12 protein-coding genes are annotated in these 17,714 nt (G+C 60.6%); 6 read left to right on the top strand and 6 right to left on the bottom strand.

The genetic code is table 11. The features are described from left to right. The 3 genes from E4T63_RS18730 to mfd are packed head-to-tail and all read right to left on the bottom strand — an operon-like array spanning position 1 to position 6,729. Positions 1–2,691: a DEAD/DEAH box helicase gene (locus E4T63_RS18730; protein WP_097088554.1), complete on the bottom strand. Its 2,691-nt coding sequence runs from the start codon at positions 2,689–2,691 to the stop codon at positions 1–3. Between the two features lie 11 nt (positions 2,692–2,702). Continuing rightward, positions 2,703–3,269, bottom strand: coding sequence for a CsiV family protein (locus tag E4T63_RS18725; RefSeq protein ID WP_135296246.1), 567 nt, complete (start codon positions 3,267–3,269; stop codon positions 2,703–2,705). Between the two features lie 10 nt (positions 3,270–3,279). Beyond that, positions 3,280–6,729: a transcription-repair coupling factor gene (gene mfd / locus E4T63_RS18720; protein ID WP_135296245.1), complete on the bottom strand. Its 3,450-nt coding sequence runs from the start codon at positions 6,727–6,729 to the stop codon at positions 3,280–3,282. A 354-nt stretch (positions 6,730–7,083) separates the two neighbouring features. Here mfd and E4T63_RS18715 point away from each other — a divergent pair, with 354 nt between their 5' ends. After that, positions 7,084–8,547: a glyceraldehyde-3-phosphate dehydrogenase gene (locus tag E4T63_RS18715; RefSeq protein ID WP_003226583.1), complete on the top strand. Its 1,464-nt coding sequence runs from the start codon at positions 7,084–7,086 to the stop codon at positions 8,545–8,547. A gap of 181 nt (positions 8,548–8,728) precedes the next feature. Here E4T63_RS18715 and E4T63_RS18710 read toward each other — a convergent pair whose 3' ends face one another. Beyond that, positions 8,729–10,030 carry an MFS transporter gene (locus tag E4T63_RS18710; protein WP_096797170.1) on the bottom strand — a complete coding sequence of 434 codons (1,302 nt, stop codon included), beginning with the start codon at positions 10,028–10,030 and terminating at the stop codon, positions 8,729–8,731. A gap of 72 nt (positions 10,031–10,102) precedes the next feature. On the opposite strand from E4T63_RS18710, the gene E4T63_RS18705 reads away from it, so the two are divergent. Next, entirely contained in the window at positions 10,103–11,152 is a 1,050-nt protein-coding gene (locus E4T63_RS18705) for an FAD:protein FMN transferase (RefSeq protein ID WP_209318216.1), read from the top strand. A 197-nt stretch (positions 11,153–11,349) separates the two neighbouring features. Next, on the top strand, positions 11,350–12,744 hold the full coding sequence (gene sthA / locus E4T63_RS18700; RefSeq protein WP_003226580.1) for a Si-specific NAD(P)(+) transhydrogenase: 1,395 nt from the start codon (positions 11,350–11,352) through the stop codon (positions 12,742–12,744). A gap of 42 nt (positions 12,745–12,786) precedes the next feature. On the opposite strand, the gene E4T63_RS18695 is transcribed toward sthA, so the two are convergent. Further along, positions 12,787–13,509 (bottom strand): glycerophosphodiester phosphodiesterase, encoded by a 723-nt coding sequence (locus tag E4T63_RS18695; RefSeq protein WP_003226579.1) that lies wholly within the window; start codon positions 13,507–13,509, stop codon positions 12,787–12,789. 14 nt (positions 13,510–13,523) lie between these two features. Then, positions 13,524–14,105 carry a PilZ domain-containing protein gene (locus tag E4T63_RS18690; protein ID WP_007968195.1) on the bottom strand — a complete coding sequence of 194 codons (582 nt, stop codon included), beginning with the start codon at positions 14,103–14,105 and terminating at the stop codon, positions 13,524–13,526. A 94-nt stretch (positions 14,106–14,199) separates the two neighbouring features. Here E4T63_RS18690 and E4T63_RS18685 point away from each other — a divergent pair, with 94 nt between their 5' ends. From E4T63_RS18685 to E4T63_RS18675, 3 genes are all read left to right on the top strand, one after another. Continuing rightward, the gene (locus E4T63_RS18685) at positions 14,200–15,450 is read left to right on the top strand and encodes a lipoprotein-releasing ABC transporter permease subunit (protein ID WP_041068963.1); all 1,251 of its coding nucleotides are present in this window, start codon (positions 14,200–14,202) and stop codon (positions 15,448–15,450) included. A 7-nt stretch (positions 15,451–15,457) separates the two neighbouring features. Further along, positions 15,458–16,144, top strand: coding sequence for a lipoprotein-releasing ABC transporter ATP-binding protein LolD (gene lolD, locus E4T63_RS18680; RefSeq protein WP_167797081.1), 687 nt, complete (start codon positions 15,458–15,460; stop codon positions 16,142–16,144). Positions 16,145–16,313: 169 nt separating this feature from the next. Further along, the gene (locus E4T63_RS18675; protein WP_041068958.1) at positions 16,314–17,558 is read left to right on the top strand and encodes a lipoprotein-releasing ABC transporter permease subunit; all 1,245 of its coding nucleotides are present in this window, start codon (positions 16,314–16,316) and stop codon (positions 17,556–17,558) included. The last annotated feature ends 156 nt before the right edge of the window (positions 17,559–17,714 follow it).

Genomic DNA, 17,714 nt, shown 5'->3' with positions numbered 1-17,714 from the left:
TCAACGCTTGTCGAGCTTATCCGGCAACGGCGCAAACAGCGCTTCAATATCATCGCTCTGCAGTTTCCAGTCCCCGGCCTTGCGCCCATCCAGTACGCCTGCCGCCAAGTCAGACTTTTCCTTCTGCAGGTGCTGAATCTTCTCTTCCACCGTGCCGCGGGCAATCATCTTGTAGACGAACACCGGCTTCTCCTGGCCGATTCGATAGGCGCGGTCGGTTGCCTGGTTCTCGGTCGCCGGGTTCCACCACGGATCGTAATGGATCACCGTATCCGCTTCGGTCAGGTTCAAGCCGACGCCGCCGGCCTTCAGGCTGATCAGAAAAATCTGACGCTTGCCGCTCTGGAATTCCTTCACCGGCGTGCGCCGATCGCGGGTCTGGCCGGTCAGCAAGGCGTAGGCCACGTTGCGTTTCTTCAGTTCGTCTTCGATCAGTGACAGCATCGAGGTGAACTGCGAGAACAGCAGAATCCGCCGACCTTCTTCGAACAACTCTTCGAGCATTTCCATCAGGCTGTCGAGTTTGCCCGAGCTGCTGCCACGGGCGGGCAGGGTGGCGTCGTTGACCAGGCGCAGATCGCAGCAGACCTGACGCAGCTTGAGCAGGGCTTCAAGAATGATGATCTGGCTGCGCGCCACGCCTTTGCGAGTGATCTCGTCGCGGACTTTCTTGTCCATCGCCAGGCGCATGGTTTCGTACACGTCGCGCTGCGCCTCATTGAGATCGACCCAGTGGATGATCTCGGTTTTGGGCGGCAGTTCGGTGGCCACCTGTTCCTTGGTGCGGCGCAGCAGAAACGGTTTTATCCGCCCATTGAGGTGCTGCAGCCTGACTTCGCTGGCGCGCTTTTCGATCGGCACGCGGTAGTCGGCATTGAAGCTTTTGACATCGCCCAACCAGCCCGGCAGCAGAAAGTGGAACAACGACCACAACTCGCCGAGGTGGTTTTCCAGCGGTGTGCCACTCAGGCACAGGCGCTGGCGCGCGTTGAGTTCGCGAGCGGCCTGCGCGGCCTTGCTGTTAGGGTTCTTGATGTACTGCGCTTCGTCGAGCACCAGAACGTGCAGCGGCTGTTGTGCCAGCCGTTCGACGTCCTTGGGCAGCAGTGCATAGGTGGTCAGGATCAGGTCGAAGTCGGCCAGATGCTCGAAATGCTTTTTGCGGCCGGCACCGTACAGCGCGACCACTTTCAGTTGCGGCGTGAAGTGCGCGGCTTCGTCGAGCCAGTTCGGGATCAGGCTGGTGGGCATCACCACCATGCACGGTCGATCCAGACGCCCGGCGTTTTTCTCACTGAGAATATGCGCCAGGGTCTGTAAGGTTTTACCCAGACCCATGTCGTCCGCCAGAATCCCGCCGACCTCAAGCTGACGCAGCGACTGCATCCAGCTCAAGCCTTCGAGCTGATAGGGACGCAACGTCGCGTTCAAGCCTTCCGGCGCTTTCGCGCTGTAATCGCGAATATCGCGCAGACGTTGGGCGAAACTGCGGATCTGCTCGCCGCCTTCCCACAGCAGGGGAATGCCTTCCAGCGAATTAAGGCGCGTGGCGTCGGCCTTGCTCAGGCGCAGGGTGGTTTCGCCCGGTTCCTGCAAGTAGAACTCGCCCAGCGTTGCCAGTACCGGTTTTAGTCGGCCAAGGGGCAGCGCCACTTGCAGCGGCCCGTGCTCACTGTTGCGTTGCGGCACATTGACCAGAATCAGCTCGTCATCGCGGCGCCGCGCGAGGCGTTCCGGGTTGAGGATTTCCGTGTGCGAACGCATCAGGTTGAGCAGGATCGGCAGCAGGCTCAGGCGTTCACCATTGACGATGATCCCCAGTTCCAGATCGAACCAGTCGCGCTCCGGCGCCTGTTCGACGGTGGCGTACCAGTCGTCGACGGCGGTCAGGTCGAAACCGAACTCCTCGTCGATCTGCAATTCCCAGCCTTGGGTGCGCAGCTTCGGCAGTTCGTTGAGGGTAAACGTCAGCCAGGCGCTGTCGTTGACCATCTCGTACAGCTCACCGGCGCTTTCCGGCAGCGCTTTGCTCTGGCGCGTGGCGATACGGAAGCCGAGGATTCTTAACTGTTCGCGGTAGGACTGTTCCACTTCCGGATGGCGTTTTATCCGCAGGGTCTGGGTTTCCTGACGAATCAGAATGTCGCTGTTTTTCTGTCCGCTGACGTATTCATCCAGATAGCTGAACGACAGCGCCGCCCGATGCTGAATATAGCGCTGCATCTTGCCGTTGCGCGGCTCGAACGCGCTGAATTCGACGCTGGCCAGCCACAGGCGCGGCAGCGGTTGCACGTTGTCCACCAGCACTTGCGGCGGCGCCTTAGGGCTGCGGTTTTCCAAAACTGCCTGGAGCTTTTCCAGCAGCTCGGCGTCTTTCGCAGCGGCAGGGTATTCGAGGGTTTCCTGCACTTGCAGGAGTACTGCGGCGCAGTGTTTGCAGTTATTGCGCACCGGGCAGGTGCAGGTGGCGTCAACCAGCAACAGGGTGTCTTTGGCTGACTCGCGCAAGTGAATGGTCTGACGGTAGACGTTACCGCCGGAGCCTTCGCAACTGGCGGTGATGGTCGCATCGCCCACCTGCGCGATGCGTACCCGGTTCTCCAGGGCGTAGCGGCGGCCACGCTCCAGGCTCTGTTCCTTGAATCGGCTGACCCAGGAGGGTGCCAACGGTTTACTCAGGGGCGGGGACATAAGGACTTCGATCAGTCCGGAATCGCTTCAGGGGCTTGCCGAGGGGCGGGCGCCGTCAGGGAGGTGATCTTGATCAGCAGCGCCAGGTGGCCGTTGTCGAGATAGTTGAGCTGGCCGTTTTTGGTGTGGCTGTCCTGTTTCAGGTGTTCGCTGGCAGTGACCATGCCGTTGGCGTCGATCTGGTTGACCCAGAAGTCGGCGTTCACGTCGGTAAAGCGCCCGAGTTTCATTTCCAGCGTGCCCTCGATCGGGAACTGGCCGAACTGTTCCTTGCCGTCGCTGACGGCCACCTTGGTCGGCGCTTCGCCGAGGGTCTGCTGCCAGGCCTTGTGCATCAGCACACTGTAATCACCGCTGGCGCTGAGTTTGCTGGCAACGTCGCCGAGCGCAGGTGTGCGCAGGCTGTCATCACCCAGGCGTTGAGCGCCGGTGGCCCAGTCTTCCGGGGCGGCGCGGCTGACGATAGCCGGCACGGCGTTCTGGCGCACCAGAATCATTTCGACCTGATACAGGTCATCGGCGAAAACCGAAGGGGCTACCAAGGCAAGTAGCAAAGTCAGTGAGCGAAACAGGCGCATGCGGCGTCCTTCAAACAGTTTTCGGGAGGAGGCGCTCGAACAGCGCCTCTACAGTATTAAAGCGCTCTTCCGGGCGTTCCATCGGCACCTGGAACTTGAACATCGTGGCGCCTTCGAATTTGTAGCGTTTTGGCTGAGTCTGGATCAGTTTGATCAAGGTCATCGGGTCGACCGGCGTCTGCGCGGCGAACTCGATGCGTCCACCCTGCGGGCCACCGTCGACTTTCTTGATGCCCAGTTGTTCGGCCTGCAACTTCAGCGCGGTGATGCGCACCAGATTCTTGGTCGGCTCCGGCAGCAGGCCGAAACGATCGATCATCTCCACTTGCAGATCCTTCAGGCCTTCCTCGTCGGTGGCCGAAGCGATGCGCTTGTACAGAATCAGGCGGGCGTGAACGTCCGGCAGATAGTCTTCCGGAATCAGCGCCGGCACACGCAGGTTGACCTCCGGGCCTCCGCCGAGCGGTTGATCGAGGTTCGGCTGTTCGCCCTTGCGGATCGACTTCACCGCGCGTTCGAGCATTTCCATGTACAGCGTGAAGCCCACGGCCTGAATCTGCCCACTCTGGCCGTCGCCCAGCAGTTCGCCGGCACCACGGATTTCCAAGTCGTTGGTCGCCAGCACGAAACCGGCGCCCAGATCCTGGGTGTTGGCAATCGCTTCCAGACGTTTTTCCGCGTCCGAAGTGATTTGCTGGCGCGGCGGGGTTAGCAGGTACGCGTAAGCCTGGTGGTGACTGCGGCCGACACGTCCGCGCAACTGGTGCAATTGCGCCAGACCGAACTTGTCGGCGCGCTCGATGATGATGGTGTTGGCGCTCGGCACGTCGATGCCGGTCTCGATGATGGTCGAGGCAATCAGCACGTTGAAGCGCTTGTGATAGAAGTCGCTCATCACCTGTTCGAGTTCGCGTTCGCGCATCTGTCCGTGACCGATGCCGATCCGTGCTTCCGGCACCAGTTCGGCGAGATCGGCAGCGCACTTCTCGATGGTCTTCACGTCGTTGTGCAGGTAGTAAACCTGCCCACCGCGCAGCAGTTCACGCAGCAGGGCCTCTTTGACCGTGCTCTTGTTCTGCTCCATGACGAAGGTGCGCACCGACAGGCGTCGCGCCGGCGGCGTGGCGATGATCGACAGATCGCGCATGCCCGACACCGCCATGTTCAGCGTGCGCGGAATCGGCGTGGCGGTCAGCGTGAGAATGTCGACTTCGCTGCGCAGGGCCTTGAGCTGTTCTTTCTGCCGGACACCGAAACGGTGTTCTTCGTCGATGATCACCAGACCCAGGTTTTTGATCTTCACGTCGTCGGACAGCAGCTTGTGCGTGCCGATGACGATGTCGATCTTGCCTTCCGCCAGATCGGCGATCGCCGCGTTGACTTCCTTGGCCGATTTGAAGCGGCTCATCACTTCCACGGTCACTGGCCAGTCGGCGAAGCGGTCGCGGAAGCTGTTGTAGTGCTGCTGGGCGAGCAGGGTGGTCGGCACCAGAATCGCGACCTGACGCCCGCCGTGCACGGCGATGAACGCGGCGCGCATCGCCACTTCGGTCTTGCCGAAACCGACGTCGCCGCAGACCAGACGATCCATCGGCTTTGGCGCGAGCATGTCTTCGCGCACCGCTTCGATGGTCGCTTGCTGGTCCGGCGTTTCTTCGAACGGGAAACCGGCGCTGAAGGTCGCGTAATCGGCTTTCGGGTCGGCAAACGCGTAGCCTTCGCGGGCGGCACGACGGGCATAGATGTCGAGCAGCTCAGCGGCGACATCGCGCACCTGTTCGGCGGCTTTGCGCTTGGCTTTCTGCCAGGTCTCGGAGCCGAGGCGGTGCAGCGGCGCCAGTGAGTCATCGCTGCCGGTGTAACGGGCGATCAGGTGCAGGTTGGCCACCGGCACGTAGAGCTTCGCGTTCTCCGCATATTCCAGAGTGAGGAATTCGGCCGCCTGGTTGTCGATCTCCAGAATCGTCAGGCCCAGATAACGCCCGACACCGTGATCGATGTGCACCACCGGCGCGCCTTCGCGCAGTTCGGTAAGGTTTTTGATCACTGCATCGTTGTTGGCGTCGGCGCGTTTTTCCCGGCGACGACGCTGCATGACGCGCTGACCGAACAACGGGCTCTCCGCCACCAGCGCCAGCGCCGGGTCATCGAGCATCAAGCCTTCGTCGAGCGGCGCGATGGTGATCGCCAGGCGATCCTTGCTCGAAACGAAGTCCGGCCAGCTGTCGACGGTTTTCGGCCGCAGCTTCAGCCGTTCCAGCAGCTCCAGCAGGACTTCACGCCGGCCCGCGGATTCGGCGGTGAACAGCACGCGTCCGGGGAATTCGTCGAGGAATGTCGAGAGCGCCGCCAGTGGTTGTGTGGCCTTGGCTTCGATCGCCAGGTTTGGCAGTGCCTGCGCCGGGAAGCGCTCGCGGCCGGCACCGGATTCGACGTCCTGCTGGCTGGCGACGACCCGTGGCCAGCTCTTGAGGCGGGCGAAGCAGTCTTCCACCGGCAGGAACAATTCCGCAGGCGGCAATAGAGGGCGCGATGGATCGACGCGGCGCTCTTCGTAGCGATTGCGCACGTCGTTCCAGAAATTTTCTGCCGCTTGTTCGATACCCGGCAGCGAGAACACTTGAGTGTCCTGCGGCAGGTAATCGAACAGTGTCGAGGTTTCGTCGAAGAACAGCGGCAGGTAGTACTCGATACCGGCCGGGGTGATGCCGCTGCTCAAGTCCTGGAAGATCGGGCAGCGTCGGAAGTCGACATCGAAACGCTCGCGAAAGCGCGCCTTGAAGCGGGTGACCGCATCTTTCTGCAGCGGGAACTCTCGGGCCGGCAGCAGCTTGACCGAATCGACCTTGTCGATGGAACGTTGGTTTTCCGGGTCGAAGGTGCGCAGGGTTTCGATTTCGTCATCGAACAGGTCGATGCGATAGGGCAGTTTGCTGCCCATCGGGAACAGGTCGATCAGCGCGCCGCGCACGGTGAACTCGCCGTGCTCGTAGACCGTATCGACGTAGCGATAGCCGCTGGCCTCAAGCCGCGCGCGCATCTGTTCGACATCGAGCTTCTGCCCGACATCCAGCACCAGACTGCTGCCGAGCAGGAATTTGGTCGGCGCCAGGCGATGCAGGGCGGTGGTAATCGGCACCACCAGCACGCCGTGCGCCAGTTCCGGCAGTCTATAAAGGCTGGCGATACGCTGGGAGATGATGTCCTGGTGCGGCGAGAACAGATCGTACGGCAGGGTTTCCCAGTCGGGGAAATGCAGCACGGGCAAATCCGGGGCGAAGAAACTCAGCTCCTGTTCCAGCCGTTCGGCACTCTGGCTGTCGGCGGTCAGTAGCAGGGTGAAGCGCTTGGCAGCGCTGGCAGCCTCGGCAATCGCGAGGCTGAGGGCAGCACCGGGCAGGTTGCCCCAATGCTGTTTACCTGCCGCGGCAGGGAGAAGCGGTAGACGCAGAACGGGCACGGAAGGTTGAGCTCCAGGCTTTGCGACAAAGTCGGTAATTGTAGCGGCGTCAGGTGCCGGCTGTCAGTTGCAGACTGCGTCTATCTTCGCGGTTTGCGCAAAATGTAGTGGTAACCATAAAAACGAGCACTTTTTTAGTGGTTATGTAGTGCCGAAATCGACTGGTGTTACGGAGGGTTACAGACATCGTCTAACAGTCGTCGAAAAATTGACTGCGCTGGAAGCCCCGGTTTTACTGGGCTGGCGCGGGGCGTAATTTTTTTGAACGGAATTTTGTTACCGATTGCGCGACAAGCGCGCATTGCTACAAGAGGTTCTCGGCGGCATAATGTAGCCCCTTTTTTCTGCCCCTACATGTGGAAGGTTCCCGTGACTCAGAAGCCCGACCAGTGTCTTGGTGAATGGATCGACCGTGAAGCACTCGCAGAAGCGATGATTCCGCTTATCGGTCAGCTCTACCGCAATAACAACGTGGTGAGCTCGATCTATGGCCGCAGCCTGATCAACCAGTCTGTCATCGCGATTCTCAAAGCTCACCGCTTTGCTCGCCACCGTTCCTCCGACGATAGCGAACTCTCCGTCCACGAAACATTCCCTCTGCTGAAAGCCATGAGCGAGCTCAAGCTCGGCGCGGCTTCGGTAGACCTGGGCAAGTTGGCGTTCAAATTCCGCAGCGAAGGCAATGGCCGCAGCGCCGAGCAGTTCGTGCGTGAAGAACTGGCTGACGTGGTTGGTCAGCAAAACGCTTCGGCCCGCAAAGGCACTGACGTTGTGCTGTACGGCTTCGGTCGTATCGGTCGTCTGCTGGCGCGCATCCTGATCGAGAAAACCGGTGGTGGCGACGGTCTGCGTCTGCGTGCCATCGTCGTGCGCAAAGGCGCCGAAAACGACCTGACCAAGCGCGCCAGCCTGCTGCGTCGCGATTCGGTACACGGTCCGTTCAACGGCACCATCGTCATCGACGAAGAAAACAACACCATCACCGCCAACGGTAACCTGATCCAGGTGATCTACGCGAAGAACCCGACCGAGGTGGATTACACCCAGTACGGCATCAAAGACGCGCTGCTGGTGGACAACACCGGTGTATGGCGTGACGCCGATGGCCTGGGTCAGCACCTGCAATGCCCGGGTGTCGCTCGCGTTGTTCTGACCGCGCCTGGCAAAGGCAAGCTGAAGAACATCGTTCACGGTATCAACCACAACGAAATCACCGCTGACGACAAGATCGTGTCCGCCGCTTCCTGCACCACCAACGCCATCGTGCCGGTGCTGAAGGCTGTGAATGACAAGTTCGGCATCATCAACGGTCACGTCGAAACCGTTCACTCGTACACCAACGACCAGAACCTGATCGACAACTTCCACAAGGGCGATCGCCGTGGCCGTTCCGCCGCGCTGAACATGGTCATCACCGAGACCGGTGCTGCCACCGCCGCTGCCAAGGCCCTGCCTGAGCTGGCCGGCAAGCTGACCGGTAACGCGATCCGCGTTCCGACGCCAAACGTGTCGATGGCCATTCTCAACCTGAACCTTGAGAAAGCCGCCAGCCGTGAAGAGATGAACGAGTACCTGCGCTACATGGCGCTGCACTCCGATCTGCACAAGCAAATCGACTTCGTCAACTCGCAGGAAGTGGTGTCCACTGACTTCGTGGGTTCGCGTCACGCCGGTGTGGTCGACGCTGAAGCGACCATCGTTCAGGACAACCGCGTTGTTCTGTACGTCTGGTACGACAACGAGTTCGGCTACAGCTGCCAGGTGGTTCGCGTGATGGAAGACATGGCCGGTGTAAACCCGCCAGCGTTCCCGCGCTAAGCCTTCGCTGCAAATGAAAACGCCCCGACTTAGGTCGGGGCGTTTTTTTATGCCTGCTGAATCTTTATTGCCTGTACCGGCCTCTTCGGGAGCAAGCCCCCTCCCACAGGTTTGGCGGTGTTCACACAATCATGTTGGCACCACCGGACCTTGTGGGAGGGGGCTTGCTCCCTAAGGCGTTTTATCGGGCGCCACCTGCCACGGCCGCTTGCGCAGTCCGCAGCTCATGCTTATTGCCACGGAACAGCACCAGCGTCGCAATCAGTCCCAGCACCGCCGCACCGCTGAGCCAGATACCCGGCGCAGCCTTGTTGTCCAGCACATGGATCAGATAAGTACAGGCTGCTGGCGTGAAGCCACCAAAGGTCGCCGTCGCCAGGCTATAGGCCAGCGAGAATCCGGTGGTGCGCACTTCCACCGGCATGATTTCGGTCAGAGCCACGACCATCGCGCCGTTGTACGAACCGTACAGGAACGACAGCCACAGTTCGACGATCAGCAGATGACTGAAACTCGGGTTCGCCACCAGCCACGACAGCGCCGGATAGGCGGTCAGGATCGCCAGAATCGTCGCCGCCAGCAGTAGGGGTTTGCGCCCGATCTTGTCGGACACCGCGCCCATCACCGGCAGCCAGAAGAAGTTCGACAGACCGATGCACACGGTCACCAGCAGCGCGTCGAAATCCGACAGATGCAGTTCAGCCTTGCCGAAGGTCGGGGTGTAGGCGGTGATCAGGTAGAACGAAACCGTGGTCATCACCACCAGCGCCATGCCGGCGATGACGATGCCAAAGTTCTGACCGATTGAGCGGACGATTTCCCGCAGCGTAGGGCGATGTTTACGCGCCTGGAATTCCGGGGTTTCCTCCAGCGAACGACGAATGACGAAGATCACCGGAACGATCATGCAGCCGATCAGGAACGGCACGCGCCAGCCCCAGTCACCCATCTGTTCCGGGCTCAGCCAGTGGTTGAGACCCACTCCGAGCAGGCCGGCAAACACCACCGCCGCCTGCTGGCTGGCGGACTGCCAACTGACGAAAAAGCCTTTGCGGCCCGGCGTGGCGATTTCCGCCAGATACACCGAAACACCGCCCAGCTCGACGCCGGCCGAGAAGCCTTGCAGCAAGCGACCGAACAGCACGATCAACGGCGCTGCGACACCCAGAGTGGCATAGCCCGGCACGCAGGCGATCAGGATCGTACCGGCGGCCATCAACGCAAGGGTAATGATCAGGCCCTGGCGACGACCGTGACGGTCAATGTAGGCACCAAGGAAGATCGCGCCCAGCGGACGCATCAGGAAACCGGCACCGAAGGTGGCCAGGGACAGCATCAGGGAAGCGAAGGCGCTGTCGGCCGGGAAGAAGGTTTTGGCGATGGCCGTGGCGTAGAAGCCATAGACCATAAAGTCGAACATCTCGAGAAAATTGCCGCTGACAACGCGAAAAATCGCTTTGCCTTTGCCCGTGGTCGAGGACATTTTCAGTTACTCATTATTGGTTTCTTATGACGCGTTGCATCCGTTGGGGAGCGTGCGGGCCTTTGATCCATAATGGCTGGCGCGCTTTTATGGGGAGATGAAGAATTGTTCACTGGACGGTGGGTTTGGCTTGTGAGTGTCGCGGTTTTTCTCGCTGCCTGCGGCAGCGGTGAGTCCATGGAAAGCTTTGGGGGGGCGACCATGGGCAGTACGTATTCGATCAAGTACGTGCGACACGCGGGTATTGCCGAGCCGGCGCAAGTTCGCCGGGAAGTGGAAGGTATCCTCGCGGAAGTGGATCGGCAGATGTCGACCTATCGCAGTGACTCCGACATCGAACGTTTCAATGCCTTGCCGGCGAACAGCTGTCAGACCCTGCCGGCTGCCGTGCTCGAATTGGTCCGTGTCGGCGAGCAGCTGTCGGAGCAGAGCGAAGGTTCCTACGACCTGACTGTCGAACCGCTGATGAACCTGTGGGGGTTCGGCCCGCAAGGGCGTGAAGAGAAAGTCCCCGACTCCGCCGCGCTGGCCGAAACCCTGCAGCGAGTCGGCTACCGCCATTTGCATATCGACGGCGACCGCTTGTGCAAGGACGCCGCTGTCGAAGTCGACTTCAACAGCATCGCCGCCGGTTACGCGGTCGACACCATCGCCGCCAGGCTCGAGTCGATGGGCATCCATGACTATCTCGCCGAAGCCACCGGTGAGCTAAAGGCCAAGGGCAAGAAGCTTGATGGCTCATCCTGGCGTATTGCGCTGGAAGAGCCGCGAGACGATCAACAGGTGGCCGAACGGATCATTCAGGTCGACGGCTACGGGGTTTCCACCTCCGGTGATTACCGCAACTATTTCCTGCAGAACGGCCGGCGCTATTCCCACACCTTCGATGCACGGAGCGGGGCACCGGTCCTACATAACCTGGCGTCAGTCACGGTAATTCATCCTTCAGCGTTGATGGCCGATGGACTATCGACGCTGTTGCTGATTCTCGGGCCTGAACGGGCTTGGGACTATGCCGAAAAACATGACATTGGTGCATTCTTCGTGATTCGTGCCGATACAGGTTTTGTAATCCGCACCAGTGCGGCTTTCGAACGCCTCAGTGGCGCAAAAGTTGACTGAAAACAGTACGAAAGCTGGCGTTGTAGTGCAGGCAAAAGTAGCCTACGACGCGACCAAGGGTTAATGTGCGCGGCGTTGACGCTTCTATAGACTGTGTCCGGGTTCTTTACTGACCCCCAATTGTTCCTTCGCGCCGCGATTCGGCGTGATTTAGCCGCCGGTGCTGCTGGCACCGCGGCCTGTTCTGAGGAGTACGCATGGCTGTCTACAACTACGACGTGGTGGTGTTGGGTTCCGGCCCGGCGGGAGAAGGCGCGGCAATGAACGCCGCCAAAGCAGGGCGCAAGGTGGCGATGGTCGACAGCCGTCGCCAGGTCGGCGGTAACTGCACCCACCTGGGAACCATCCCGTCCAAGGCCCTGCGTCACTCGGTGCGGCAGATCATGCAGTTCAACACCAACCCGATGTTCCGGGCGATCGGCGAACCGCGCTGGTTCTCCTTCCCGGACGTGTTGAAAAGCGCTGAAAAGGTTATCTCCAAACAAGTCGCTTCGCGCACTGGCTACTACGCCCGTAACCGCGTCGACGTGTTCTTCGGCACCGGCAGCTTCGCCGACGAGCAAACCATCGAAGTGGTCTGCGCCAACGGCGTGGTCGAGAAGCTGGTGGCCAAGCACATCATCATCGCCACCGGTTCGCGCCCTTATCGCCCGGCGGACATCGATTTCAATCACCCGCGTATCTACGATAGCGACACCATCCTCAGCCTCGGCCACACCCCGCGCAAACTCATCGTTTACGGCGCCGGTGTGATCGGTTGCGAATACGCCTCGATCTTCAGCGGTCTGGGTGTATTGGTTGAGCTGGTGGACAACCGTGGTCAGTTGTTGAGCTTCCTCGACTCGGAAATCTCCCAGGCGTTGAGCTATCACTTCAGCAACAACAACATCACCGTGCGCCACAACGAGGACTACGATCGCGTTGAGGGCGTCGATAACGGGGTTATCCTGCACCTGAAGTCCGGCAAGAAGATCAAGGCCGATGCCTTGCTCTGGTGCAACGGCCGTACCGGTAACACCGACCAGCTCGGTCTGGAAAACATCGGGGTCAAGGTCAACAGCCGTGGCCAGATCGAAGTCGACGAGGCCTACCGCACCTGCGTGCCGAACATCTATGGCGCTGGCGACGTGATCGGCTGGCCGAGCCTGGCCAGTGCCGCCCACGACCAAGGTCGTTCGGCTGCCGGCAGCATCGTCGATAACGGCAGCTGGCGCTTTGTGAATGACGTGCCGACCGGTATCTACACCATTCCGGAGATCAGTTCGATCGGCAAGAACGAGCAGGAGCTGACCCAGGCCAAGGTGCCGTACGAAGTCGGCAAGGCGTTCTTCAAGAGCATGGCGCGTGCGCAGATCGCCGGCGAGCCGCAAGGCATGCTGAAGATCCTGTTCCACCGTGAAACCCTGGAAGTGCTGGGCGTCCACTGCTTCGGTTATCAGGCGTCGGAGATCGTGCACATCGGTCAGGCGATCATGAGCCAGCCGGGCGAGTTGAATACGCTGAAGTACTTCGTCAACACCACGTTCAACTACCCGACAATGGCCGAAGCCTATCGGGTAGCGGCGTACGACGGCCTCAACCGGCTTTTTTGACGGGCTCCGGCCGGTGGCCTGAGCCGGCCGGGGAGACCGATTTCAGCAATTCTCGAGGGTGGCAGTGGCCAAACCGGGAAAGTCTGTAATCAGGCTGTCAACGCCGAAGTCGGCGAGTCTGCGCATCAGCGCAGGCTCGTTGACGGTCCACACCGAGACATGCAGCCCCTGACGCTGCGCCTTCTGCAGGCGTTCCGGCGTACACAGCGTCCAGTTCAGAGCCAGAATCTCACAGCCATAGCTGGCCGCGACCTTTAGCGGGTCGAGCCAGGCGTATTCGGCCACCAGTCCACGCGACACGTCCGGTACCAGGTCCAGCGCCGCTTTCAGCACTTCCCGCGAGCTCGAAGTGATGGTGACCTTGTCCAGCAGGCCATGACGCTGGGCCATTTCGCGAATCGCCAGTACGGTAGTCGCGGCGCGGGTGCGCGATGCACTTTTGACTTCCAGCTGCCAGTGCTCGAAATCACATTTTTCGAACAGCTCTTCCAGTGTCGGAATCGGGCACGGCTTGATCCAGCCCGGGCCGCCCTTGCGCGCGTCGTAGGTCACCAGTTCGGCGGCGGTGTGCTCGACCACCTTGCCGCGCCGGTCGGTGGTGCGCTTGAGGGTCGGGTCGTGGATCACCATCAGCTCGCCGTCCTTGGACAGGTGCAGATCCAGTTCGCAACGGCGCACGCCGTGCTTGAGACATTCCTGAAAACTGGTCAGGGTATTTTCCGGTGCTTCGCCCTTGGCGCCGCGGTGGCCGTAGATGAGGGTCACGGTGCTTCCTTAATTTAAATGCCTGATTCGTTCTGTTCACGGGCCAGGCGTCGTTCCTGGGCCTGTTTCTGCAAGATATAGCGGGCGAGCAACTGGCGCTGGGCGTCGGTCAAGTGTTCGAACTCGGTGCCGACGTCGTAGCCGTCGCCCTTGCGGTCGCAATGGGTGACGCGGGCGCGCAGCAGCAGGCCCAGTGCCTGCGGCATCAGCACCAGTTTCACCGAAAGGTGCGCGCCAGTGGCAATCGGGGTCGGGTGCTGAAAGTCGATCCCGCCTTCGGAGATGATCACCGGTTGCGGCTCGCCGATATGGCCGAGCACGGTCAGGGCGACCACCTGGCTGAGCAGGTCGATGCGTTTGTTCTGGGATTTGAGAAACGCGGCGATCGCCCGGTCGCGCTCGCTGATCTGGCGTAACAGGTGCTGCGACTCGAATTCGCTCAGGTGCAGTTCGCTGAGCAGGTTGAACAGCGGGGAAGCATCCTGCAACACTTCCTGGCCTGCGGCTTCGGGAGCGGACAGGGGCCGAATTTCCAGTGCGATCATGTCCTCGATACGGTAGTATTCGCGGCGATCTTCTTCATCTAATGTCGACATGGCGAACCCATGGTAGCGGCGGTGGTCTGAGTGTAAAGCTGGTTATCGACCCCCGCCACAAGGACGTTCCTTTTCCCTCCGAACAAGCCCCGACATGTTCAGACCTCTCTTCGTATTTATCGGCACGCGTTATACCCGTGCAAAGCGTCGCAATCATTTTGTGTCATTCATTTCCCTGACTTCGATGATCGGGCTCGCCCTCGGCGTGATCGTGATGATCGTGGTGCTTTCGGTGATGAACGGCTTCGATCATGAGATGCGCACCCGCGTGTTGGGCATGGTGCCCCACGCGACTCTTGAAACCGGCGAACCGATCAACGATTGGCAGAGCCTGGCCGCCAAGGTCAAGCGCAACCCTGAGGTGACGGCCGTTGCGCCGTTTACTCAGATGCAGGGTTTGCTGACCAACAACGGCCAGGTGTCCAAGGTGTTGCTCAACGCCATCGACCCCGCGCTCGAGCGCAATGTGTCGATCATCGACAACTTCATGAAGCAGGGCAAACTCGACGACCTGACGCCGGGCAGCTTCGGCATCGTCATCGGCGACAAGGCTGCGACCAAGCTCGGCGTGGGCCTCGGTGACAAGGTCACCTTCGTCGCGCCGGAGGTCAGCGTGACCCCCGCCGGGATGTTCCCGCGCATGAAGCGCTTTACCGTGGTCGGCATCTTCCATGTCGGCGCCGGTGAGCTGGACGGCTATCTGGGCGTCACCAACCTGCAGGATCTGGCGAAAATGCACCGCTGGAAGCCTGATCAGGTGCAGGGCATCCGGTTGAAGTTCGATGATCTGTTCCAGGCGCCGCGCGTGGCCTGGACCATCGCCCAGCAACTGGGCGAAGACCATTACTACGCCCGCGACTGGACCCGCACCCACGGCAACCTGTATCAGGCGATCCGCATGGAAAAAGCCATGATCGGTCTGCTGTTGCTGCTGATCGTCGCGGTGGCTGCGTTCAACATCATTTCCACGCTGGTGATGGTGGTAAATGACAAGAAGAGCGACATCGCCATTCTGCGTACCCTCGGCGCCACGCCGGGGACGATCATGCGCACGTTCATGGTGCAGGGCACCGTGATCGGCGTGGTCGGTACGGCGATTGGTGCGGTGCTCGGTATTCTCGCTGCGCTCAACGTCAGTGCGGCGATTTCCGCCCTCGAAGGGCTGATCGGCCACAAGTTCCTCAACGCCGATGTGTATTTCATTGATTACCTGCCGTCGCAGGTGCAGAGCCAGGACGTGGTCATGGTCTGCGCTGCTGCGTTGGTCCTGAGTTTCCTCGCCACCCTGTATCCCGCCTGGCGTGCTGCGCGCACCCAGCCGGCGGAGGCGCTACGTTATGAGTGAGTCGGGCATGAGTGATAAAGCAATTTTGAGCTGCCGCAACCTGGGCAAATCCTACGAGGAAGGCCCGGAGTCGGTGCAAGTGTTGGCCGGTCTGCAACTGGAGTTGCACCCGGGCGAGCGTGTGGCGATCGTCGGCAAGTCCGGTTCCGGCAAAAGTACCTTGCTCAACCTGCTCGGCGGTCTCGACACGCCGACTGAAGGCAGCGTCTGGCTCGACGGCGAAGAACTGTCGGCGCTGAGCGAGAAGAAGCGTGGCCTGCTGCGTAACCGTGCCTTGGGGTTCGTGTACCAGTTCCACCACTTGCTGCCGGAATTCACCGCGCTGGAAAACGTCTGCATGCCGCTGCTGATCGGCAAGACCGCGATCCCGCAAGCACGTCAGCGCGCTACCGCGTTGCTGGAGCGGGTGGGGCTGGGCCATCGTCTGGAGCACAAACCGGCCGAGCTGTCCGGTGGTGAACGCCAGCGTGTGGCTATCGCCCGTGCGCTGGTGAACAATCCAGGCCTGGTGATGCTCGACGAGCCAACCGGCAACCTTGATTCGCACACCGCCGAAGGCATCCAGGACTTGATGCTGGAACTCAGCACTTCGATGCGCACGGCGTTCCTGGTGGTGACTCACGACATGAACCTGGCCCGCCAGATGGACCGCGTCCTTCAATTGCAGGAAGGCTGCCTGACTCCAATCCCTTGAGAGCTACTGCGCTCGGAAATACTGCGTTAAAAACAGGCTCGGAATGCTCATTTACAGCCAGTAGACTCCGCTTCCTCGCCTGTTTTTGCCTTGTCTTTCCTTCGCTCGCTACGCTCTCAAGCGATTGGCCGCTTTTTTAAGCTTGATTTTTTATACGGTGCCCCAGCGAATGTTCAGACCGTTATCGATCTTTATCGGCACGCGCTATACCCGCGCCAAGCGCCGCAATCGCTTTGTTTCGTTCATCTCGATGACTTCGATGATCGGGCTCGCCCTCGGCGTGCTGGCGATGATCGTGGTGCTGTCGGTGATGAACGGCTTCCAGCGTGAAATGAGCTCGCGCATCCTCGGCATGGTGCCGCACGCGACCATCGTTGGCGTCAAGCCGATCGATGACTGGCAGCCGGTCGCCGCCGCCGCGCTGAAAAATCCTGAAGTGACCGCCGCCGTGCCGTTCACCGAGATGGAAGGCATGCTGTCCTACAAGGGCCTGATGCAGCCGATCCAGATCAGCGGTGTTGATCCGGCCCAGGAAGGCAAGGTGTCGATCGTGGCCCAGCACATTGTGCAGGGACGTCTCGATGACCTGAAACCGGGCGAGTTCGGTGTAGTGATCGGTGAAATCACCGCGCGCCGCTTCCGCCTCAACGTCGGCGACAAGATCACCTTGATCGTCCCGGAGGTCAGCACCGCACCGGGGGGCATTACCCCGCGCATGCAGCGCCTGAACGTGGTCGGTGTGTTCAAGGTCGGCGCCGAACTGGACGGTTCGATGGGGCTGATCCACGTGGCCGATGCCGCGACCATGCAGCACTGGCAGCCGAATCAGGTGCAGAGCGTGCGCCTGGCGGTGAAGGATCTGTACGCCGCGCCGAAAGTCTCCTCGGACATCGCCGCAGGCCTCGGTGCCGAGTTCAAGGCTGACGACTGGACTCACACCCAGGGTAGCCTGTTCAGCGCGATGAAAATGGAAAAAACCATGATCGGCCTGCTGTTGCTGATGATCGTCGCTGTGGCGGCGTTCAACATCATCGCCACGCTGATCATGGTGGTGAACGACAAAGGCGCAGACATCGCGATCCTGCGTACCATCGGCGCCACGCCACGGCAGATCATGGCGATCTTCATGGTGCAGGGTACGGTGATCGGCATTGTCGGCACACTGATTGGCGGCGTGCTCGGCGTGATCGCGGCACTGAATGTCAGCGAGATGGTCGGCTGGGTTGAGCGCGTTACCGGGCAGCACATCTTCAGTTCCGACGTGTACTTCGTCAGCAACCTGCCTTCGGAATTGCAGGGCGGGGATGTGCTGTTGATCTGCTCGGCGGGCTTTATTCTGAGCTTCCTGGCGACGGTGTACCCGGCGTTGCGGGCGGCGAAGATCGAGCCGGCGCATGCGCTGAGATATTCGTAAGCTTCAATATCGCCTTCGCGAGCAAGCCCGCTCCCACAGGGAATTTGTGTATGACACAGATCCCCTGTGTGGCTAGCTAACCCCCACAGTGATACAAATTCAGGGTTAACGCAGATCCAATGTGGGAGCGGGCTTGCTCGCGAAGGGGCCGGGCCT

The organism is Pseudomonas fluorescens, from assembly GCF_004683905.1.
Taxonomy (GTDB): domain Bacteria; phylum Pseudomonadota; class Gammaproteobacteria; order Pseudomonadales; family Pseudomonadaceae; genus Aquipseudomonas; species Aquipseudomonas putida_A.
This window is presented reverse-complemented; position numbering and strand designations above follow the sequence as displayed.